Below are 21,578 nucleotides of genomic sequence, written 5' to 3' on the forward strand. Positions count from 1 at the left end.
TCGGTGCCAATGTAGCGATCTTCGATCACGTCGCGGGCAGTGCGCGCGGAGCGAGGGTCTCGATGATCTTGCAGTCGGCGACGGTCCCGTGACGGCAGGAACCGATCACCCGGTCAAGTTCGCCGCGCAGTGCGCTCAGATCAGCGATCTTGCGGTCGATTTCGGTGAGGTGGACGCGCGCGATTCCGTCAACGGCATCGCAGGATTGGGCCTTGTCATCCGACAGCGTGAGCAGTTCGCGCACCGCTTCGAGTGTGAAGCCGAGATCGCGGGCGCGGCGGATGAATGACAGGCGCGCCAAATGTTCATGACCATAGGCACGATAGTTGGCGCTTGTCCGCGCAGGCGCCGGCAAAAGCCCGATCTTTTCGTAATAGCGCACGGTCTCGACCTTGGTCGCCGTGGCGCTCGCGAGTTCGCCAATCTTCATCGCCACTCCTGCGGGCTTGACCCTGTAGTTGCTACAGGGTGTAGATAGAGGGCCGACTCGCCGATTGTCGAGAAGGTAAGAAGATGGCTGATGATTGCTGCAAGGCCGCGTGCGGAACGACGGCAACGCTGAACGACCCGCGCTGGCGCAGGGCCTTGTGGATCGCGCTTGGCGTCAATGCCGCCATGTTCGCTGTCGAGATGGCAGCAGGGGCCGCTGCTGACAGCCGCGCATTGCAGGCTGATGCGCTCGATTTTCTGGGCGATGCCGCCAATTATGCGATCAGCCTGCTGGTCGCTGGGTTGGCGCTGGCATGGCGGGCCCGGGCTGCACTGGCCAAGGGTCTTACCCTCATCGGTCTCGGCTGTTGGGTGATGATCACGGCCATTCTGGCGGCATTGGGCGGGGCTTCACCCGAGCCTGAATTAATGGGGATCATCGGCGGGCTCGCGCTGGCGGCCAATGCCGGGGTCGCCATCATGCTCTATCGCTTTCGCACCGGAGACGCGAACATGCGTTCGGTCTGGATCTGCTCGCGCAATGACGCGATCGGCAATATCGCCGTGATGGCGGCCGCACTTGGCGTGTTCGGTACCGGGACGGCTTGGCCCGACCTTATTGTTGCAGCGATCCTCGCGCTGCTCGGGATCAGCGGCGGCATTCAGATTGTCTGGCAGGCACGGCGTGAGCTGCAAGGGGTGGTGGCATGAACGAAGCGCGATCGTCAGGCTTCGCGGGTCGCGAGGCCACACAGCGGGTGATCGCGGCTGAAATGGCGGCATACCGGTTCGCGGTAGCAGCGGGCGACGATGATCGTGCGTGGCACCATCTGGAGCGGGTTCATATCGTTTCTCAGCCCTATCTTGGCCCGCATCTCGCCAGTCACGGTGCAATGCTAGGGTTTGCAATCCGGCAGCGCGATTGGGGCGAAGTGCTTGGTCAGATGGTCCGGATCATTCTGGCTCCGCTCGGCGCGCTGACGGGTCGGTTGCCGGTGGGCAACACCGGGCGATCTAATGTGAGCGCGTTTGCGCCGATGCCGATACCTGCCGATCTGGCGGACACGTTGCGCCAGCAGGACATGGATTCGTGACATCGCAGCTGTCAGATTGCTTGATTAACCCTTTGCAGGTATTGCGGCGCTGATGGCGCGCGTGCTTCTTCTGTTTTGGCTGGCGATTGGACTGGCATTTGGCGGCGTCGAATCGCCGTCGATGGCGCATGATGCCTTGCCTTACAGTGCTGTGATTGCGTCAGCCGACGCAGGCGGTCATGCCGATGCAGCGCACCGCGAACATGCTCCCGACGATGAGAATGCACCCTGCCACGCGATGGTTCATCACCATTGCAGCGTGGGGCTTGATGCCGGCGCGCCGGTCATGGCCGAAAGCCTGTCGCTGGCCCGTGTCGCGATGCGGCCGCAAGACAGCGCCATTCTGAGCTCTCTGGCGCAAGCTCCGCCGCTTCAGCCACCTTCTGCCTGAACTTGCACCGTAACGGCGCACGGACCTGTGGGTTCGCGCGCTGAACGCATGCCAAGTTCAGGAGCCTTTCATGCCCATATCCTTGCGCGCCGCCCTTATGGCTGCGGCGCTGGTCACTGCCTTTCCGGCCTTGGCCGAACCCATAACGCTCGAGGCTGCGATCGAGCGTGCCATTGCAAGTCAACCGCGCCTTGCTGCAGCTGCGGCGCGTGTCGACGCTGCCGAAGCGCGCACGCGTCAGGCCAATGTCGGCCCCAATCCGCAGGTCAGCCTCGAGGTCGAGGATTTCGCCGGAAGTGGTCCGTTCCATGGCTTGGATAGCACGCAGACCACGCTCGCACTGAGCCAGCAGCTCGAGATTGGCGGTCAGCGCGGTGCCCGCCGAGCGGTCGCGGCGAGTGAACGCGACGTGGCGGCGCTCGCATTGCTGCGCGAACGCATCGACCTGATCCGGGATGTCGAACTGGCATTTGCCGAACTTGACGCGGCGACGGATCATGCGGTCCTGGCCCGCGACAATGCTGAACAAGCGGCATCGCTGGCCAACACTGCGCGCATTCTGGTTGCAGAGGGCCGCGATCCGCCGCTCCGGCAATTGCGCGCCGAAGCGGCACTTGCCGAAGCCCGTGCGGCCGAGGCCGAGACTTTCAGCCTGATGCTGGCCGCGCGGCGCAACCTTTCCGTGCTGATCGGGTCCGACGACCCGGAACTGACGGCGGTCACCGGTGCGCCGCAGCCGCGAGAGCGCACAAATGATCCTGCCTTTATCGGCATCGATGAACGGCTTGCAGAGGCGGAGCGTCAGGTTGCGGCTGCGCGCGTTACGCTGGCCCGGACGGCGGCAACGCCCGATGTGACGGTAAGCGGCGGGCTGCGGCGGTTCAATGACGGGCGCGACACCGCGCTTGTTGCAGGCGTGTCGCTGCCCATCCCAATCCGCGACCGCAATCGCGGCGGGATCGAGGCAGCGCGCGCCGACGAGACCGCAGCCGAATATCAGGTGCAGCGGGTGCGAGCCGAGGCGCGGCGTGACAGGGCGCAGGCACAAATGCTGGTCGACGCTGCCGAGACGCGCTTGGCTGCACTTGAAGGACCGGGCCTCGCTCAGGCCGAGGAGGCGGTGAGGTTGGCGCAGATTGGCTATAATGCCGGGCGCTTCTCGCTGCTTGAATTGCTCGACGCCCGAGGCGCGCTGACCACAGCACGCCGTTCCATCATTGAAGCCCGGCTCGACCGGGCCCGCGCGATTGCCGCGCTCAATCGCGCCTATGCGCGCGAGGAGAACTGATCATGACGATTGACCGAAAAATGCTGGCCCTGATTGGCGGGGCCGCGATCATCGCACTCGTTGGCGGCGGCGCGGGCTATGTGCTGCGCGGTGAAGCTGCGCACAGTGAGGGGGCCGCCCATGGCGACGAGCCCGGCAATGCAGCAGAAGCCGAAACGGCACCGGCAGAGGGCACCATCATGGTCACTGAAGCGCAGCTGCGCACGGCCGGGATTGTGGTCGCGGCGGTTGGCGAAGGCTTTGCCGGGGGCGAAGTGACGACTGCGGGAGTGCTGGTGCCGCCGACACAGTCGGTCGGCCATGTTACCGCGCGCACGTCGGGCGTTGTCGTGCGGATCCTTCGCCAGCTGGGCGACCGGGTCGCGGTTGGCGATGCGCTCGCTGTCATCGACAGCCGCGAGGTGGCCGAAGCGCAAGGGGCAGCGGCGCGGGCGCGGCGCGCAGCCGAAGCCGCGCGCACTGTTCTCGCCCGAGAGGAAAGCCTGTTCCGGCAACGGGTCACCGCGCGTCAGGATTATGAGGCAGCACAAGCCGCCTATGACGCGGCGCGGATTGAGGCGAGCCAGGCCGAACAAGCCTTGCGCGCGCTCGGCGCGGGAACGGGCGGGGGCACCACCAGGCTGATGACGCTGCGGTCGCCGGTCGCCGGCGAAGTCACGTCGGTGACCGTAACGCCCGGCGAGTATGTTCCGCCCGAGCGCGAGCTTTTTCAGGTCGCCGATCCGCGCACGGTCTGGGCGGAACTGATGATCCCGGCACGTGATATCCAGCGTGTGCTGGTCGGGCAGACGATGATGCTTTCTGTCCAGGGAAGCGATCACCCGCACACAGGCCGCATCCGCTTTCTCTCTCCCGCTGTCGATCCGGCCACTGGCGCGGCCAAGGCGATCGCCACCATCGACAATCGCGATGGCGACCTTCGTGTCGGCCAGAATGTCAGCGCGCGGGTCACGACGCCCGGAAGCGATGGCCAGCGGGTGCCAGTCGTGCCGCGCAGTGCGATCCAGGAGGTTGAGGGGCGCAGTGTTGTGTTCGTGCGCACGCCGCGCGGATTTGTCGTGCGGCCGGTAACGGTGGGCACCGGCAGCGATGCCGCTGTGCCGATCATCTCGGGTCTGCGCGTCGGCGAACGCGTGGCGACCGTCAATGCCTTCGTCCTCAAAGCGGAACTCGGCAAGGCCGAGGCCGAACATGATCATTGAGAGGACGAACCATGATTGAAAAAATCCTCGCCTTCGCCGTCGAGCGAAGGGTGCTGGTGGTCCTCCTGACCGCATTCGCCGCCATTTATGGCGCCACTCAACTTGTCCAACTGCCTGTCGATGCAGTGCCCGACATCACCAACCGGCAGGTGCAGATCAACGCCGTCGCGCCCTCGCTCGGGCCGACGGAAATGGAACGCCAGGTCAGCTATCCCATTGAAACTGCCATGGCGGGCATGCCCGGCCTTGTTGAAACCCGCTCGATCTCGCGCAACGGGTTTGCGCAGGTCACGGTGATCTTCACCGACGATACCGATCTCTATTTCGCCCGCCAGCAAGTGGGGGAGCGATTGACGCAGGCGGCGGGCACATTGCCGCCCGGGGTGGATCCACAAATCGGACCGGTGTCGACCGGCCTTGGCGAAGTGCTGATGTGGACGGTCGACTTCGCGCATCCCGACGGGCGCGGGGCTCCGCGCGCGCGGGCCGGGCAGCCGGGTTGGCAAACTGACGACAGCTATCTTACTCCTGAAGGACAGCGGCTGACGACGCCGGAAGAGCGGCTGACCTACCTGCGTACGGTCCAGGACTGGATCATTCGGCCACAGATGCGTCAGGTTGCCAATGTCGCGGGTGTCGACGCCATCGGCGGTTTCGTGAAGCAATATGAAGTCGCGCCCGATCCGGTGCGGCTCGCCGCCGCCGGTCTTTCGATGACCGACCTCGTCGACGCGCTCGAACGTGGCAATGTGTCGAGCGGTGCGGGTGTGGTCGAGCGCAGCGGGGAAGGACTGGTGGTTCGCGCCGATGCCCGGGTATCACGCGGGTCTGAGATTGCCAATATCGTGATTGCCCAGCGGGGCGGGGCGCCGGTGCGGGTCATTGATGTGGCGACCATTTCGTCGGGCCGCGAGGTCCGCACGGGTGCAGCCAGCGTCAATGGTCATGGCGCTGTGGTTGGCACTGCCCTGATGCTTGCAGGCGGCAACAGCCGCACGGTGGCGGCCGAATCCGCCGCGAAGCTCGATGAGATCGGCGCGGCCCTCCCGCCCGGCATTGTCGTGACGCCGGTGCTTGATCGTTCGGTGCTGGTCGATGCGACGATCAGCACGGTGGCCAAGAACCTGACCGAGGGCGCGCTCCTTGTTATTGTCGTCCTGTTCCTGCTGCTCGGCAATTTCCGCGCAGCCATCATCACGGCGCTGGTGATCCCGCTGTCGATGCTACTGGCGGCAATCGGGATGGTCAAAGGGGGTGTTTCAGGCAATCTGATGAGCCTCGGCGCGCTCGATTTCGGGCTGATTGTCGATGGCGCGGTCATCATCGTTGAAAATTGCCTGCGCCGTCTGGCCGAGCGCCAACACCATGAAGACAGGCTGCTCAGTTTGCAGGAGCGGCTTCACGAAGTGATGGTTGCGGCGCGCGAGATGATCCGCCCGTCGGTGTTCGGTCAGGCCATCATTATTCTGGTGTATCTGCCGCTGCTCGCGTTCGACGGGGTGGAAGGCAAGATGTTCGCGCCAATGGCGATCACGGTGATGCTGGCGCTTGCAGCAGCGTTCATTTTGTCGCTGACCTTCGTCCCAGCGATGGTGGCGCTGCTCGTGACCGGCAAGGTCGAGGAGAAGGAGCCGCGCGTGCTGGCAGCAACGCGAAGCCGCTATGAGCCCTTGCTCGACAAGGCGCTGGCCCGGCCATGGGTGGCCATCGGCTCGGGAGCGGCGATTTTCCTTGTCGCGCTCGTCGCCTTCACCAGCCTTGGTCGCGAGTTCATTCCCCAGCTCGACGAGAAGAATTTCGCGCTCCACGCGATGCGGATCCCGTCGACGAGTGTCGAGCAATCGGCCTCGATGCAGTTGCAGGTCGAACGGGTGATTGCTGGCTTTCCGGAGGTCGCGACGGTCTTCTCGAAGACGGGCACGGCGGAAGTTGCGACTGACCCGATGCCCGGCAATGTGTCCGACACCTTTGTGATCCTGCGCCCACGCGAGGAGTGGACCGATCCGTCCGAAACAAAGGCCGCGCTGATTGCCCGGGTGGAAGCCCGGCTGAACACGCTGCTCGGCAACAATTATGAGTTCAGCCAGCCCATCCAGATGCGCTTCAACGAGCTGATTTCGGGCGTTCGATCCGATGTGGCGGTCAAGGTCTATGGCGATGATTTCGAAACACTCAATGCCACGGCGCAGCGCGTTGCAGCTGCGCTGCGTGCGGTCGACGGTGCTTCGGATGTCAAGGTTGAGCAGACCGAAGGATTGCCGGCGCTGGTGATCGATTTCGACCGGGCGGCGATTGCAGCCTATGGTCTGTCGGTTGGCGATGTGACCGATGTGGTGCAGATCGCGCTCGGCGGCCGCGAGGCCGGGCTGGTGTTCGAAGGCGACCGGCGGTTTGATGTCGTGGTGCGCCTGCCCGAAGAGCAGCGACGCGATCTCGATGCGCTTGCGGCCTTGCCGGTGGCATTGCCATCGGCCGATGGCACGGCGAGATCCGTACAACTGGGCCAACTCGTCCGCTTCCGCATCGAAAACGGTCCCAACCAGGTCAGCCGCGAAAACGGCAAACGCCGGGTGGTGGTGCAGGCCAATGTACGCGGGCGGGACTTGGGCTCGTTCGTTGCCGATGCGCAAGCCGCGGTCGCCAATGATGTGCAGATTCCTCCGGGTCTGTGGATCGACTGGGGCGGCCAGTTCGAGAATCTCGAACGTGCGCAAAACCGCCTTAGTATCGTGGTGCCACTTGTCTTCGCGGCGATATTCGCCTTGCTCTACGCAGCGCTGGGGTCGGCAAGCCGTGCGGCGATGGTCTTCTCGGCGGTGCCGCTGGCACTCAGCGGCGGGGTGCTATTGTTGTGGCTGCGCGGGATGCCCTTCTCTGTTTCGGCAGCAGTGGGATTCATCGCTCTGTCGGGCGTGGCAGTCCTCAATGGGCTGGTCATGATGTCGAGCATCCTTGCGCTGCGTCAGAACGGCAAGGGCGTGCTGGAATCGGTGCGCGAAGGGGCGCTGATGCGTTTGCGACCCGTGCTGATGACGGCATTGGTGGCCAGTCTTGGTTTCGTGCCGATGGCGCTGGCGAGCGGCACAGGTGCGGAAGTGCAGCGACCGATCGCGACGGTGGTGATCGGCGGATTGATCTCTGCGACCTTGCTGACCTTGGTCGTCCTGCCGGCGCTGGCCCGGCTTGTGCTTGGCCGGGAAGCCAGGCGCTTTCCGGACGAAGAGCCTCAGCCGCTTTCGCCCGTGATGGCTTAGACGAATGACCAAGAAAATAGACCAAAGCTCAGGAGAGACGCAATGAACAGCAGCGGTAAGCGAAGTGCATCGGCTCTTGGCGGCCCTTGCAATGGCTCGTTGGTGGCAAGCTGATGGGCGCGGGTCATGATCATGGCAGTGCCGGTCACCAGGGCCACAGCCATGGCGCTGGTGCCAGCACCCGGCGCCTTGCCATTGCACTCGGACTGACGACGACCTTCCTGATCGCCGAGTTGGTCGGGGCCTTTGTCTTTGACAGCCTGGCGCTGCTTTCTGACGCTGCGCATATGTTCACTGACAGTGCGGCGCTGGCGATTGCGCTGGCGGCGGTCAAGATCGGTCAGCGTCCGCCTGATGATCAGCGTACCTTCGGCTATCGGCGATTCGAGATATTGGCTGCTGCCTTCAACGCGATCCTGCTGTTTGCGGTCGCCGGATACATTCTGATCGAGGGGATTGGGCGGTTCTTCGCACCGCAGCCCGTTGAATCGGTCGGGATGCTGATTGTCGCAACGCTCGGGTTGCTCGTGAACCTTATTGCCATGCGAATCCTTGCTGGTGGCAAGGACGACAGCCTCAATATCAAGGGGGCCTATCTTGAGGTGTGGGCTGACATGCTCGGCTCGCTTGGCGTCATTGGTGCGGCGATCGCAATCTATTTCACCGGTCTCAACTGGATCGACCCGATCGTCGCGATCGCGATCGGTCTCTGGGTGCTGCCGCGCACGTGGATATTGCTGCGCGACACCACGAATATCCTCCTGCAAGGCGTGCCACGCGGGTTTGACCTCATAGCCATCCGCACTGCGATGGCCGAGATGCAGGGCGTGAACGGGGTTCACGACCTGCACCTGTGGTCAGTCGCGGGCGACGATGCCAGCCTAACCGCGCATGTTGCGATTGGCGGCGTGGAGGATGCAGAAGCGGTGCGGCTCGCCGTTACTGTTATGCTGAAAGCGCAGTTTGCGATCCATCATGTCACGATCCAGACAGAAGCTGTGCCGTGCACTGATGAAACGCCAATGCATCGCTGACTTGGCGATTTCTACCCTACGTCATCATCCACAGCGCCATGCCGATCATCATCAGGTTCTCTGTCAATGAGACAAAGCCTAGCGGGACATTGCTGTCGCCGCCGACGCAAGCGCATTTGAGTTCGCGCTTATCGATATAGACTGCCTTGAAGACCGAGATCGCACCGATCGTTCCGATGAACAGCGCCACCGGTATCGAGATCCAATGCAGCTGGCCTGAAACCATGAGTACACCGGCCAGGCCCTCGGCGAAGGGATAGAGGGTCGCATAAGGCACCCAGCGCTTTGCCAGAAGGTCGTAATTGAGGAACATCGTCGCGAACTTGTCGACGTTCTGGAGCTTGAGCAGCGCCAAGACGCACATGCTGAACGCGATAAACCACTCGGCAACGCGAATGCTCAGGGCCGTGCCATCGACCGCGATGCCGGCCGCAATTGCCATCGCTGCGGTCATGGCGAAGAGCGCGATGATCGGACGATAGCTGGTAGCATTGGGATCAGGGACCTTGATCCCGAAGAATCGCCGCAGGTCGTCATGACCTCCAATACGCTCACCATCGATGAAGGTTTGGGGGGTGGTCGCAACGCCGTGTTCAGCCTTGAAGGCATCCGTTTGTTCGCGCGTGGTAAGGTGCCGATCATCCACCTTGTAGCCGCGCGCTTCGAGCAGATGCTTGGATTTCAGGCCATAGGGGCAGGTGTGATTGGGCATGACCATGCGGTGGAGCACCGCGGTTTTGGCGGGTGAGGGCATTAGTGAATTCCTTTGAAACGCTGCAATGCAGCCCATATAGGTTCCGTACCATGGTACGGGATCAAGGCTTAAAATGAAAATCGGTGAACTTGCCCGCGCAGGCGGGGTCAATGTCGAGACGATCCGCTATTATCAGCGACGCGGATTGCTGGCGCAGCCTGCGCGGCATGAGGGGCCACGGCGCTATACGCGCAGCGATCTTGGCCGCTTGCAATCGATCCGCTCGGCGCAGACTGCGGGCTTCACGCTTGACGAGATCGCGACCCTTCTTGCTCTCGATACCGGCGACCGCACAGCGGCGCAGGATCTGGCGCGCGCTCGGATCGCGGCTCTCGATGAAAAAATCGCGACCTTGCAAACCATGCGGGGAGCCCTCGTCAGGCTCGCCGATGACTGCGCGTCGGAGCGATCCGGACTCTGTCCCATCATCGATGCTTTCAGCTTTGACCACGAAAATACAGGCTCGAAGGTGGCAAGATGAGGGGTATTTGCCGCGCCCGCGTATACAATACCGAAGGAGCTTCATGATGGACCTAGACACAAATCTCGCCCGACTGGCTAGGCTTTCCGTTCCGGATCTCTCCGCCATTGATGGCGGAAGGCTGGCGGCCCGCGCGCAGAACGAGGTCCGGCAGACGCGTGCAGTGCTCGGACTCGGGCTCGTTGTGTCGCTTGGGATGGGGGTCGTTGGCGGGCTCCAGGCGCCTGCACGCGCCGAGGTGCCCCTTGCTGCGTTCGGGCCGCCGGCCTCGCTTACGCCCTTGATTGCACTGGGTCAGGAATGAACCTTCGTCGTATCGCCTTGGCGGCAGGGCTAATTATTGCGCTCGCGCTGGTGGGCGTATGGCTCGGGCGCATGCTTCAGCCCGCACCGCACCATGGTGGGGCTGAACTCCACGCCTTGATTCATGGTGAGCTCGACCTCGATCCGGCCCAGGAACAAGAACTGACCGCATTGGAGCGCCAGTTTGCAGCGCGGCGCGAGGCGCTCGAAGACCGGCTGAAGCGCAGCAATGCACTGCTTGGCGACGCCATTGCCGCTGAACATGAGTATGGTCCCCGCGTTTCTGCGGCGGTGGACGATACGCATGATGCGATGGGGGATCTCCAGAAGGCGACGCTCGAGCATGTTTTCGCGATGCGGGCCATTCTTCGCCCCGATCAACAGGCGCGGTTCGATGCGGTGGTTAGCAAGAGCCTCGCTGCACAGCCGCAGTGACCTCTGACAATCTGGATGCTGCGCTCATACGCGACGCACGGGCTGGCGGGGTCGGCGCGCAACGTGCGCTCGTCGAGCGCTACCGTGAGACCGTGTACCGGCTTGCGCGCTCGGCGACAGGCGATCCCGAGGAGGCCTTCGATATTGCGCAGGAAACGTTCGTTGCCGCGTTTGCTGCGCTGAACCGTTATGATCCCGAGCGACCATTCAAGGCCTGGATCAGCGCCATCACGCTCAACAAATGCCGGGACTGGGCTCGTCGCCGCGCGGTCAGGCGGTTCATCGGTCTGCCGATGCCGGAACACACGGCGGACTGGATTGCTGATGATGCGCCTTCGGCGGAAACACTTGCTGCAGATCGCGCCGAGCTTGCCGCGACCGCCCGTGCGATCGCCGAGCTTCCAGCCAAGCTGAAAGACGTGTTGATTTTGTGCACGGTTGAGGGCCTGAGCCAGCAGGAGGCCGCAATGACGCTGGGCATCAGTGTCAAGGCGGTCGAGACGCGGCTTTTTCGCGCGCGTCAAAAATTGGTGGGCATTGTGAGGGGTGGCCCGGACGCACGCGTATAGAACCGTATGAACAGTCCGAACCTTACACGACGTCACCTCATCGCCGCCCTTGGCGCGGGATCAGCCTTCGCTGCCATGCCGGCCTGGGCGCAGGGTCATAACGTCCACCGCAGCGGCAGCCATGGGCGCGGCGGCCCGCGTATTCCTGCAGGTTTTGGCGAGCTGTCAGGCGATGTCATCGACTTGACCGTTGGCAGCGGCCACCGCATTGTCGAGGGGCGGCGCGGTCCGGGCATTGCCGTCAATGGCAGTGTCCCCGGCCCGCTGATCCGGCTGCGCGAGGGGCAGAATGTCCGCCTCAATGTCACCAATAATCTGGAGACCGATACGTCGGTGCACTGGCACGGCTTCCTTTTGCCGTTTCACATGGATGGGGTGCCCGGCATCAGCTTTCCCGGTATCAAACCGGGCCAGACCTTCACCTACGAGTTCCCCATCCGTCAGTCGGGCACCTATTGGTATCACAGCCATTCGGGTCTGCAGGAGCAATCCGGCCATTACGGCCCGATGATCATCGATCCGGCAGGGGCCGAGCCGGTGCAGTTTGATCGCGATTACATCCTGCTGCTGAGCGACTTCACCGTGCTCGATCCGCATTTCATCATGAGCCGGTTGCGCACGGGCGAAGGTTATTTCAATCGGCAGCTGAGCACCTGGACCGACCAATATCCGATGTCGGGTGAAGAACGGCGGATGTGGGCCGAAATGCGGATGATGCCGACCGACATCATGGATATCGGCGCGCCGACCTACACCTTCCTCGCCAACGGGCGCGGCCCAACCGAGGGGATGGAATATCTATTCCGCGCCGGGGAACGCGTGCGGCTGCGCATCATCAATGGATCGGCGCAGAGCTTCTTCAATGTTCGCATTCCCGGCCTGCCGATGACTATCATCGCTGCCGATGGCCAGAATGTGCGCCCGGTTGAGGTCGACGAATTCCAGATCGGCACGGCTGAAATCTATGACGTGATCGTCACTCCTGGTGAGGCTGATGCCTATGCCATCGTGGGCGAATCGATGGACCGATCAGGCATGGCACTGGCGATGCTGGCGAGCCGCCCGGGTGCGCGGGCGGCGGTGCCGGCGCTACGTGATCCGCCGCTGTTGACCATGGGCGACATGGGCATGAACCACGGCTCCGATGGCATGGACCACAGCATGATGGATCATGGCGGCGCCGCCGCAGATGCTGCAGCAGGCGAAATGGACCACGCCGCCATGGGCCATAGCGATCCGGCCGTACCTGCTGACGCCGCCGATGGCGCAATGGCGGGCATGGCGATGGGCGGAATGAGCATGGACGGCATGATGATGCGCGACACCACGCTGCTACCGCCTGACGTGGCGATTGGTCCGGGGATCGACATGGTGTCGATGGCACCGACGGACAAAATGGGCGATCCCGGCCTCGGCCTGCGCGATGTGCCGCACCGGGTGCTCAACTATCGGATGCTCACCGCGCTTGAGGCCAACCACGACACGCGCGAGCCTTCGCGGCTGCTAGAGCTGCACCTCACCGGCAACATGGAACGCTACATGTGGTCGTTTGACGGGCGAATGTATTCGGCCGTCAGCGATGTGCCGATCCGTTTTGCTTGGAACGAGCGGGTGCGGGTGAAGCTCATCAACAACACGATGATGGCGCACCCCATCCATCTTCACGGCATGTTCTTCGAACTGGTCAACGGGGAAAGCGCTGAGCATCAGCCGCGCAAGAACGTCGTGATCGTCCAGCCCGGCGCCAGCGCGCAATTTGATCTCACCGCCAACGAACCCGGCGACTGGGCATTCCACTGCCACCTGATGTATCACATGCATGGCGGGATGATGCAGACCGTGACCGTGGTCGGTCCGGGAGGCGGCGCATGAGCGTGCGGTCTGTGCTGTCAGCGGCCCTGCTCGGGAGCGCGATGATCTCCGTCCCGGCCTTCGCGCAGCATCAAGGGCATGCAATGCCTGCGCCAGCGCCAGCGCCGACACCTGCTCCAGCGCCCGGCGATCCCCATGCCGGGCACGGCATGCCGGCCGCGCCGACTACGCCCGCGCCTGATCCGTCCCATCCGCACGCGGGGCACGTAATGCCTGAGCAGCCTGCGACCTCTGAGACAATCGACCCTCACGCGGGCCATGACATGACGGGTGAGGCGGCTGCACCTGCCGATCCGATGACTGGCATGGACCACAGCACCATGGATCATGGCATGATGGGCGGCGCAGCGTCGGCATCGCCTGGACCTGCCATGGAAACCCCGCCGCCACCTGAGGCCGGAAGCGGTCCACCGCGTGCTGCCGATGCCATTTGGGGCGCCGACGCGATGCGGGCTTCGCGTGAGGATTTGCAACGCACCCATGGCGATTTCCCGGTCTTCTGGTTCCAGGGAGATCGTTTCGAGACGCAGGTGCGCGACGGCCGTGAGGGCTATCTGTGGGATATTCAGGGCTATTATGGCGGGCCGACGAGCCGGCTCTGGTTCAAGAGCGAAGGTGAAGGCACGTTCGGCGAACCGATTGAACAAGCCGAAGTTCAGGCGCTTTACGCCCGGGCCATTGCGCCCTTCTGGGATCTGCAGGCGGGCGTGCGGCAAGACCTCGGCGGACCCGACACCACACATGCAGTGATCGGCGTGCAAGGGCTTTCGCCCTATATGTTCGAAGTCGACGCCGCATTGTTTCTGTCACAGCGCGGCGATCTCACGGCGCGGATAGAGGGCGAGGTCGACCAGCGGATCACGCAGCGTCTGATCTTGCAACCGCGCGCCGAGGTGAACCTGTCGGCGCAGGACATTCCGCGCCTCGGCATCGGTTCAGGGATCGACTCGGTCGAGGTCGGCGTGCGGCTGCGCTACGAATTCATCCGCGAGTTTGCCCCCTATATCGGCATCGAACAAAGCTGGCGCCTCGGCGGCAGCGCCGATTACGCCCGCGCACGCGGCGATGATCCCAGCGTTACCAATTATCTCGTCGGCATCCGTTTCTGGTTTTGAAGTAAAGGAATACCCCATGAAATTCGCATCTCTCCTCGCCACAATTGCCATGATTGCTGCGCCGCTTGCGGCCCCGTCGATCGCGCTTGCCCATACGCGCGTCGTGGCCTCGACTCCTGCTGAGGGCGCAACCGTTGTGCGCCCGCGGGCGGTGACCCTCACATTCAGCGAAGCCTTGTTGCCGCCGACCGCCGCCGCCAGCATCGTCATGACCGCGATGCCTGGGATGGCGAACCACGGCGAGATGGTGATCCGCAATTTCACGACGGCCTGGAGCAATGGCAACAAGACCATGACGCTCACCCTGCGGCAGCCGCTGCGCGCCGGAACCTATGAGGTGCGCTGGCAAGCCGCCGGAGCCGATGGGCATCGCATGAACGGCACCGTCAACTTCATCGTCAGCTGACCACAGCGTGGGGAGTTGGACTGAACAGGGGTTGCGCTTCGCGCATTATGGTGCGCTGCTTTGGCTGTTCGGTTGGACGGCGTTTCGTTTGCTGAAGCTGCGGCACCTTGAGTGGGTGTCGCAGGATGAGGGCAGGACTGCCCTGACCCTCGTCGCCATTTGTGCGCCGCTGTTGTCAATCGCGCTGATGCTTGTGTCGATTGCAGCGATGATGGGCGCGCCGATTGCTTCGCTCGACTGGCCGATGATCGAGGCGATGATCATCGGCACCGAGATGGGCATGGCGTTTCTGGTACGCCTTGCGCTGCTGATCGCCGGCCTTTGCGCACTGCTGGCAGACCGAGCAGGGAGGCAAGCCACGCTGATTGCGGCCATGTGCTTCGCTGGCGCATTGCTGACGCTCAGCTGGAGCGGCCATGCGGCTGCGACTGAAGGCGGATTGGGCCTGTTCCACCGTTTGAACAATGGCGTCCATCTGCTGGCGACCAGCCTGTGGCTGGGCGCAATATGTTGGTTCCTGATGCTTACGGTCAAAGCCCAACGGCAGCCCGATCTCATCCCTGCTTTGCCGCTGCTTCGCGTGATGCACGCGTTCGCGCCGCTGGGCGTCGGCCTGGTCGCTGCAGCTGCACTGACGGGCGTGATCAACGCGCAGTTGATCTTCGGACTGGAGAACAGCGTGGCGGTTTTGTCCACGCCTTATGGCATCTTGCTGGTCGCCAAAGTCATACTGGTTGGCATGATGCTGGCGTTCGGTGCTCAAAACGCCGCGATCGGACGATGGGAGGTTCTCGACCAACGCCACGAGACTGCCGAGCCCCATACCGCATTGTTGCGCCTTCGCAGAAGCCTGGCAGGCGAGCTGCTGCTGGCCGGCGGTGTAATCGGTCTGGTTGCCGTGCTGGGCACGATGTCGCCAATGATGCCAATGATGATGTAAATGCAAACGGGACACAGGGAGGAACAAGGTCATGTTAAAGAGTGAAGTGGGTCAATTGGCAGGGCGGCGCGCGGCGCGTCTCGCTGCAATGGTAGCGATCGGGCTAAGTCTGACGGCTGCGCATCCCGGGGCGCATGATGCGCCGCGAATGCCGGTCTCGGGAGCGCCGAGCGCCACTATCGACGCTGCAACACCGGTCGGAACTGTCATGGCCTTCCACGCTGCACTTGCCAGCGGCGATACGGACGCGGCGCTGATGCACCTTTCTGAAGACATCGTTATTTTCGAATCTGGCGGCGTTGAAAACAGCCGCGCCGAATATGCCAGCCATCATCTGGAAGCCGACGCTGCCTTCAGCGCCGCAGTGCCGCGAACCCTGGTCAGCCGCACGCATGGTATGCAAGGCGATATGGCCTGGGTCATGAGTGTCGAAACGGTGACCGGAACGTACCGCACGCGTGCGATCAACAGCCGGTCGGTCGAGACGATGATGCTCCGGCAAGTGAACGGGCAATGGCGTATCGTACACATTCACTGGTCGTCGGCCGATGTATCCTGAACCGATCTTCGTTTCACATCGGGCAGGAAATCTGAGGTCTCGAGCGAGATGACCCATAGTGAATTAATGGGTGCGAAGAGCACGAATACGTGCTTGTAGCGGCAGCGATCTTGCCCGCTGGTTATTGAAGACATTGGAAAAATTTGGGTGATCCTGATTATTGGTGATAATGCGGCCGGGGAGAAGATGATAAAGGTCGCGTAGCCTATGATCGAAGTGCGTCAGCTCAGATTTGCTGTTGCGACAGCCGATGCCCAGAATTTCTCACGCGCCGCCGAAGCATTGCGGATCAAGCAATCGACTTTGAGCAGACGCATAGCCGCCTTGGAAGCCCGCCTAGGGATCAAGCTCTTTGAACGCAGCACGCGCGGCGCGATACCGACCGAACAGGGCAAGGCATTCCTGAGCGTTGCCCGGCGCATCCTCACCGATATCGACAATCTTCAGACGACAGCCCGCGCCGTCAGCTATGGCGAAGAAGGCAGAATCGCGGTCGGCTTTTCTGCGTCCCTGATGGCCGGCAATATGCGCGCGACCATTGGCGAATATATGCGGCGTCACCCCGACATTCAGTTTGACGGGATCGAAGCCGATCCCGAGCGGATGCTCAGTGACCTGAAGGCCCGGATCATTGACGTCGCGCTGATGCCGTCGGATGCGCACGACGCCGGCATCTCGCGGCGCTCGGCATGGTCAGAACGATTGCTTGTCGCTTTTCCGAAAGACCATCAACTGGCCAAGTCAGACCGGCTTCACTGGAGTGATTTTCGCCGACAGGTCTTTGTATTGCCCAGCCAAAGTGTAGGCTCTGCGATGGCCCGAATTCTGCAACGTCGCTTATCGGATCAGGGCTATCGTGCGAACTTGATCATGCAAGACACGAGTCTGGAAAGTGTTTTGAGCACGGTCCCGTTCGGGCGATACATCACGCTGGCCACTGAAGCATCGATCGGTGTGCATTGGCCAGAACTGACCTTCGCGGAAATTATCGATCAAGGCGGTGCTGCGCGCCTCGATTATGCCTTCTACTGGCGCGAGGATAACGATAACCCAGCGCTGAAGCGCTTCTTCGAACTGATCAGCGAACGCTACCCGGCCTGACCCGAGCGCCGCAATTTGGCGAAGGACCGGTCGGTCGCGATGAAGCGCTCGATCATCGGCGGGATCAGTCGTTCGGGTGTGGGAGCATCTTTGGTATCGCCGCCGTTGATCGCCAAGCCATAGGCAAGCAGGTCGCGGTAGAGGCGGGATGAAAGCTCGATGGTTACCTTGACCGGCTTTTCGTCCGCCAGATCGGCCAGTTTCAATCGGGTCACGATCCGCCTCCCAACATCAGATCACGGGTCACCAGCACGCGCACCGGAAAACCGGGACGGATGGTCAGGGTTGGCCTGACATCAAGCTCGCGACTGACCACCTGTTCGCCCGCACGGCCGATGCTGTCCTGCGAGCCGCGGCGCAGCGCGCGTGTGAGATTGTCGTCATTGCCAGCGCCAAGCTCGCCGCCAACGCCCAGCAAGGTCGAGACCAGCGCCGCGCGCAGAACTCCGCCCCAATGAAAGTCCACGCCGTCCTGCAGCCCGGCAAAGCCGGACGGATCGCCGCCGGGTTGGCGTTCCAGCACGATCGACCGGCCATCGGGCAAGATCAGCCGGTTCCATGCGAGTTGAACCCGGCGCTGGCCGAAGGACACGTCGGCATTATAGTCACCAATCAGCCGCGAGCCCTGGGGGATGAGCAGAATGCCCCCGGTGACGCTGTCATAGACAGGCTCGGTCACCTGCGCGGTGACCTGACCCGGAAGATCGGAACGAATCCCGGTGATCAGCGCTGCAGGAATGATGCTGCCCGCCTGCAAGACATGGGTGCCCGCAGGCGGTTCGATCCGGCTCGCTGATACCGTCCGGCGCTCGGCGGGGCGCTCGGCAAAGGCGGGACGCTGAGCCTCTGCTGCAAGCTGCGGCACCGGCGGCCCACTTCCGGCATCGGCAACTTCCGATCCGTCACCGACAGCAGCTGCCCCCGCACTGCCACCAAAGAACAGGCGGCTTTCGCGCGCGGCGCTGCGTTCCTGCAGTAGCCGCTGCCGCTCCGCCTCGGCAGCCGTCTGCGCTGGCGTTGGCGCAGGTCCGCTGGGCGGCGCAGCGCCGATCGGCGGAAGCTCAGCCACATCGCCGCGCTGTTGTGCCGCCAGGATCGGCGCACCGAGATCGCCGGGCAGGGGCGGGCCCAGCTTGGGGACATCACCATAGTCGCGAGGGGCATCGGCCAAGGCATCGGGCCGCGCTGCGCCTTCGGTGTTGAGCAGCTCCTCGCGCTCGGCCTGGCTAGCGGGCTGCAGGGCATAGATCAGCGCACCGCCGACAAGGGCAAAGCCGCAGGCCGAGGCAATGCCGATGGCTTTGCGCGACAGCCGCATGACGCGCGGGGGATCGCCGCGCAGCTTGACCGCCTCTTCTGGCGTTGGGGCAGCTTCGTCGCTCATGACGGCGTCCTCCGGCGTTCCTTGCGGATCTCGACGCGCTGCTGCGAACGGCGGTCGCCAAGGCGCAGTTCGGCGCGCTCGAGCAGCCGATCGACGATCATGAAGCGGCCTGATACGCGGTAGTTGAGGAGCTCGGCCTGATTGCCTTCGCCAAGCCCGAACAGCGGCGGCATCTGACCTTGCGCAACGCTTTCGGGAAATTCGATAAAGGTCTGCCGCCCGGCATCGAACACGCGCACCGGTCGCCACGCAGGCCGATCGCCCGACAGGCGGTAGGCAAAATTGAGCGCTTCGATCGGAATATTGGCGGCAACCGGAGCGGCGCGCGCCTCGGCTTCCTGCGCCTGCTGCAAGGCGATCAGCTCGTCCTGCGGATAGGTCCAGGAGACCGACGCCATGTAGACCGACGGATTGGCGCGCAGCTCGATATGATAGGTGCGGCGGTCGGTATTGATGACGAGGTTGGTGGTGATGTCGGAGCGGACCGGCTTTACCAGAATGTGGACGCGCGCAGTGGCCCCGCGCCCGCTTACGGTATCGCCGATCAGCCAGCGCACAGTGTCACCGGCAGCAACAGGTCCGGCGCCAACCAGCTGCTCGCCTTGCTGCAGCGCAATGTCGGTCACCTGTCCCGGCGCGGCATAGACCTGATAGAGCGCGCCGGGAGCCCAGGCATAGTTCTGGATCGCGTTGATGAATTGCCCGCCCTCGGGCTGCACGCGCGCGGCGGCGTTTGCCGCTCCCACCCGATCCCGGGGGGCGGATGGCTGGGAGCGGCGCGCGGCGGGGGAGGGGGCTCGCCGCGGTTCGGATTGCGTCTGAATTGTCGCAGTGGTCCCCGCATCGGCGACCACTGGCGCCGGTTCTGATGCCACCACTTGGGCTGAAGCCGGACAGGCGGTTGTTCCAAGCAGGACGGGCAGGAGGGTCACCGCAAGGCGACCGGGAATGGGCGAGATCATGAGCCAAGTTCCTTTGACCAGTTGATGGCATTGACGAAAATGCCGAGCGGGTTCTTGCGCAGGGCATCGGGGGTGCGCGGGGTTTGGACGGTGATCGTCAGGATCGCGGTCCAGCGACTGGTCTCGGCAAGGCTCCCATCGCGGTAGCGGCGTTCGACCCAGGCAACGCGGAAGCTGCTCGGCGAGGCGCGGATGACGCTGGTGACATCGATCCCGACCTGTTCGCGGCCAATCAGCGCAAAAGGATCATTGGTCCGCGCATAATCGTTGAGCACCAATGCGCCGCGGTCGGTAACAAAGTCATAGGCGCGCAGCCAGTTCTGGCGAACGATGATCGGATCGTCGGGAATGCTGCGCACCTGTTCGATAAACCGCGCCAGATGAAACGCGATCTGCGGGTCGCTCGGGTCAAAGTCGCTGACCGCAGGGGCAACGGCCTGGGCTTCGCCAAGCTTGTCGACCTGCACCACCCATGGGATGATCGAGCCCTGCGAACCCTGCCAGACGATCCCGGCTGTGAGGCAGGCGGACAGGCTGAGTGCGCCGAAAAAGGCATAGCGCCAGCTTCGCGCCTGGACCCGCGCCGAGCCGATCCGGTCATCCCAGACCTGCGCAGCGCGCTGGTACGGCGTTTCCGGTTCGGGGGTCTTGCCGTAGCGGATTGAGGGTCGTCGATACATCTGCGTCAGTCCTTTTCTGAGGTGTCGACCGAGGCGCCGCCGCCATGGCTGTCGCCCGATTTGAGCGTGTGCGCGGCGATGCTCGCGCCGTGTGAGATCGTCTGCCGGTCTTTCATCGCCTTGGCCCATGCGGGCTGGCCCTGATCAGAAGCTGCAGACGGCGATGACGGCGGCGTATTGGGACCGGGCGTGATGCTGCCGCCTGTTTTTGTGATGGCGTCGCGGCTGCCTTCGCGGAACGATTGCTTCACGCCTTCACCGGCCTTGCGCAGCGGCGATGTCGCGGCGCTGGCGGCATATTCGCCGACGGCACGCGCGCCGCCTGCCACTGCTGCGCCGCCCGACTTGCCGGCTGAGCCGAGGGCGTAAGCCATGGTTGCGCCGCCTGCGGCCCGCGACGTCCCTTGCGCGACATTGGAGGCCGCACTGGCCACTGCGCCGCCCGCCAGTTTGGCACCGGCGACAGCGCCTGCGGCAGCGCCGCCAGCGAGTAGCGCGGTGCCGGCGGCGGCACCTGCGCCAAGCTGCGGCCCGCCGGAAACAATGCCATTGGCGATCCCGGGACCGAAGATGCCGAGGCCAAGCAGCGCCAGGCTCGCCAGCACGATCGACAATGCGTCCTCGATGGTGGGCTCGCCCGCGATGGCGGTTGTAAACTCGGAAAAGATGGTCGAGCCGATGCCGACGATCACCGCGAGCACCAGCACCTTGATGCCCGACGAGACGACATGGCCAAGCACGCGTTCGGCCATGAAGGCGGTCTTGCCGAACAGGCCGAACGGGATCAGCACAAAGCCGCAAAGCGTGGCCAGCTTGAACTCGATGAGCGTGATGAACAGCTGAATCGATAGAATGAAGAAGGCGATGATGACGATCGCCCAGGCGACCAGCAGGATCACGATCTGCAGGAAATTCTCGAAGAAGCTGACAAAGCCGAGCAGCTCGGAGATCGACTCCAGCAAGGGATAGGCGGCATCAAGCCCCACTTGCGCGACGCGGCCCGGCTGCAGCAGTTCGGCAGCGGTAAACCCGGTGCCACTGGCCTTGAGGCCAAGGCCGGCAAAGCTCTCGAACACGATGCGTGCGAGGCTGTTCCAGTTGCCGATGATATAGGCGAAGATGCCGACAAAGAGCGTCTTCTTAACGAGGCGGGCAAGGATGTCGTCCTGCTCGCCCCATGACCAGAACAGCGCTGCCAGTGTGACATCGATGACGATCAGCGTCGTGGCGATGAAGGCGACTTCGCCGCCCAAAAGGCCGAACCCGCTGTCAATGTAGCGCGAGAAGATGTCGAGGAAGCGGTCGACGACGCCGGTGCCACCCAT

At 63.4% G+C, this 21,578-nt stretch carries 23 protein-coding genes; 16 read left to right on the forward strand and 7 right to left on the reverse strand.

Features of this window, described 5'->3' with window-relative positions; all coding sequences use genetic code 11:
* Positions 1-25: 25 nt before the first annotated feature.
* Positions 26-430, reverse strand: coding sequence for a MerR family transcriptional regulator (locus tag RSE14_RS02315; protein ID WP_324075636.1), 405 nt, complete (start codon positions 428-430; stop codon positions 26-28).
* An 83-nt stretch (positions 431-513) separates the two neighbouring features.
* On the opposite strand from RSE14_RS02315, the gene RSE14_RS02320 reads away from it, so the two are divergent.
* The 7 genes from RSE14_RS02320 to RSE14_RS02350 all read left to right on the forward strand — a co-directional run bounded on the left by RSE14_RS02320 (position 514) and on the right by RSE14_RS02350 (position 8,692).
* Positions 514-1,140: a cation efflux transmembrane domain-containing protein gene (locus RSE14_RS02320; RefSeq protein WP_324075637.1), complete on the forward strand. Its 627-nt coding sequence runs from the start codon at positions 514-516 to the stop codon at positions 1,138-1,140.
* Positions 1,137-1,523: a DUF3703 domain-containing protein gene (locus tag RSE14_RS02325; RefSeq protein WP_324075638.1), complete on the forward strand. Its 387-nt coding sequence runs from the start codon at positions 1,137-1,139 to the stop codon at positions 1,521-1,523. The genes RSE14_RS02320 and RSE14_RS02325 overlap by 4 nt, the downstream gene beginning before the upstream one ends.
* Positions 1,524-1,575: 52 nt before the next feature.
* Positions 1,576-1,914 (forward strand): hypothetical protein, encoded by a 339-nt coding sequence (locus tag RSE14_RS02330; protein ID WP_324075639.1) that lies wholly within the window; start codon positions 1,576-1,578, stop codon positions 1,912-1,914.
* Positions 1,915-1,984: 70 nt separating this feature from the next.
* Entirely contained in the window at positions 1,985-3,202 is a 1,218-nt protein-coding gene (locus tag RSE14_RS02335; RefSeq protein WP_324075640.1) for a TolC family protein, read from the forward strand.
* Between the two features lie 2 nt (positions 3,203-3,204).
* Positions 3,205-4,404 (forward strand): efflux RND transporter periplasmic adaptor subunit, encoded by a 1,200-nt coding sequence (locus RSE14_RS02340; protein ID WP_324075641.1) that lies wholly within the window; start codon positions 3,205-3,207, stop codon positions 4,402-4,404.
* 11 nt (positions 4,405-4,415) lie between these two features.
* The gene (locus RSE14_RS02345) at positions 4,416-7,658 is read left to right on the forward strand and encodes an efflux RND transporter permease subunit (protein ID WP_324075642.1); all 3,243 of its coding nucleotides are present in this window, start codon (positions 4,416-4,418) and stop codon (positions 7,656-7,658) included.
* An 86-nt stretch (positions 7,659-7,744) separates the two neighbouring features.
* Entirely contained in the window at positions 7,745-8,692 is a 948-nt protein-coding gene (locus RSE14_RS02350; RefSeq protein WP_324075643.1) for a cation diffusion facilitator family transporter, read from the forward strand.
* 16 nt (positions 8,693-8,708) lie between these two features.
* On the opposite strand, the gene RSE14_RS02355 is transcribed toward RSE14_RS02350, so the two are convergent.
* On the reverse strand, positions 8,709-9,446 hold the full coding sequence (locus tag RSE14_RS02355) for a MauE/DoxX family redox-associated membrane protein (protein WP_324075644.1): 738 nt from the start codon (positions 9,444-9,446) through the stop codon (positions 8,709-8,711).
* A gap of 73 nt (positions 9,447-9,519) precedes the next feature.
* Between RSE14_RS02355 and RSE14_RS02360 the strand changes: the two genes are divergently transcribed.
* From RSE14_RS02360 to RSE14_RS02400, 9 genes are all read left to right on the forward strand, one after another.
* Positions 9,520-9,927 carry a MerR family transcriptional regulator gene (locus tag RSE14_RS02360; RefSeq protein ID WP_324075645.1) on the forward strand — a complete coding sequence of 136 codons (408 nt, stop codon included), beginning with the start codon at positions 9,520-9,522 and terminating at the stop codon, positions 9,925-9,927.
* A 300-nt stretch (positions 9,928-10,227) separates the two neighbouring features.
* Positions 10,228-10,665 carry a Spy/CpxP family protein refolding chaperone gene (locus RSE14_RS02365; RefSeq protein ID WP_324075646.1) on the forward strand — a complete coding sequence of 146 codons (438 nt, stop codon included), beginning with the start codon at positions 10,228-10,230 and terminating at the stop codon, positions 10,663-10,665.
* Positions 10,662-11,234 carry an RNA polymerase sigma factor gene (locus RSE14_RS02370; protein WP_324075647.1) on the forward strand — a complete coding sequence of 191 codons (573 nt, stop codon included), beginning with the start codon at positions 10,662-10,664 and terminating at the stop codon, positions 11,232-11,234. The genes RSE14_RS02365 and RSE14_RS02370 overlap by 4 nt, the downstream gene beginning before the upstream one ends.
* A 6-nt stretch (positions 11,235-11,240) precedes the next feature.
* A complete protein-coding gene (locus RSE14_RS02375) occupies positions 11,241-13,106 on the forward strand; it encodes a copper resistance system multicopper oxidase (protein WP_324075648.1) in 1,866 nt (621 codons plus the stop codon).
* A 305-nt stretch (positions 13,107-13,411) separates the two neighbouring features.
* Positions 13,412-14,221 carry a copper resistance protein B gene (locus RSE14_RS02380; RefSeq protein ID WP_416379357.1) on the forward strand — a complete coding sequence of 270 codons (810 nt, stop codon included), beginning with the start codon at positions 13,412-13,414 and terminating at the stop codon, positions 14,219-14,221.
* A gap of 16 nt (positions 14,222-14,237) precedes the next feature.
* Positions 14,238-14,627 carry a copper homeostasis periplasmic binding protein CopC gene (copC, locus tag RSE14_RS02385; RefSeq protein ID WP_296310780.1) on the forward strand — a complete coding sequence of 130 codons (390 nt, stop codon included), beginning with the start codon at positions 14,238-14,240 and terminating at the stop codon, positions 14,625-14,627.
* A 31-nt stretch (positions 14,628-14,658) separates the two neighbouring features.
* Entirely contained in the window at positions 14,659-15,567 is a 909-nt protein-coding gene (locus RSE14_RS02390; protein ID WP_324075650.1) for a CopD family protein, read from the forward strand.
* 31 nt (positions 15,568-15,598) lie between these two features.
* Positions 15,599-16,126 (forward strand): YybH family protein, encoded by a 528-nt coding sequence (locus RSE14_RS02395; protein ID WP_296310777.1) that lies wholly within the window; start codon positions 15,599-15,601, stop codon positions 16,124-16,126.
* A 207-nt stretch (positions 16,127-16,333) separates the two neighbouring features.
* The gene (locus RSE14_RS02400) at positions 16,334-17,227 is read left to right on the forward strand and encodes a LysR family transcriptional regulator (protein ID WP_296310776.1); all 894 of its coding nucleotides are present in this window, start codon (positions 16,334-16,336) and stop codon (positions 17,225-17,227) included.
* Here the strand turns inward: RSE14_RS02400 and RSE14_RS02405 are convergent.
* Genes RSE14_RS02405 through trbL form a run of 5 tightly spaced genes read right to left on the reverse strand, consistent with a single transcriptional unit; the run spans position 17,215 to position 21,578 of the window.
* Positions 17,215-17,442 (reverse strand): DUF2274 domain-containing protein, encoded by a 228-nt coding sequence (locus tag RSE14_RS02405; RefSeq protein ID WP_296310775.1) that lies wholly within the window; start codon positions 17,440-17,442, stop codon positions 17,215-17,217. The genes RSE14_RS02400 and RSE14_RS02405 overlap by 13 nt on opposite strands.
* Positions 17,439-18,611 (reverse strand): TraB/TrbI/VirB10 family type IV secretion system protein, encoded by a 1,173-nt coding sequence (locus tag RSE14_RS02410; RefSeq protein ID WP_324075651.1) that lies wholly within the window; start codon positions 18,609-18,611, stop codon positions 17,439-17,441. The genes RSE14_RS02405 and RSE14_RS02410 overlap by 4 nt, the downstream gene beginning before the upstream one ends.
* Positions 18,608-19,573 carry a P-type conjugative transfer protein TrbG gene (gene trbG, locus RSE14_RS02415; RefSeq protein WP_324075652.1) on the reverse strand — a complete coding sequence of 322 codons (966 nt, stop codon included), beginning with the start codon at positions 19,571-19,573 and terminating at the stop codon, positions 18,608-18,610. Before trbG ends, RSE14_RS02410 begins: the two co-directional genes overlap by 4 nt.
* Positions 19,570-20,253: a conjugal transfer protein TrbF gene (trbF, locus tag RSE14_RS02420; protein ID WP_324075653.1), complete on the reverse strand. Its 684-nt coding sequence runs from the start codon at positions 20,251-20,253 to the stop codon at positions 19,570-19,572. The genes trbG and trbF overlap by 4 nt, the downstream gene beginning before the upstream one ends.
* A 5-nt stretch (positions 20,254-20,258) precedes the next feature.
* The gene (trbL, locus tag RSE14_RS02425; protein WP_324075654.1) at positions 20,259-21,578 is read right to left on the reverse strand and encodes a P-type conjugative transfer protein TrbL; all 1,320 of its coding nucleotides are present in this window, start codon (positions 21,576-21,578) and stop codon (positions 20,259-20,261) included.

Origin of the sequence: Erythrobacter sp., from assembly GCF_035194505.1 — a bacterium.
Lineage (GTDB): Bacteria > Pseudomonadota > Alphaproteobacteria > Sphingomonadales > Sphingomonadaceae > Erythrobacter.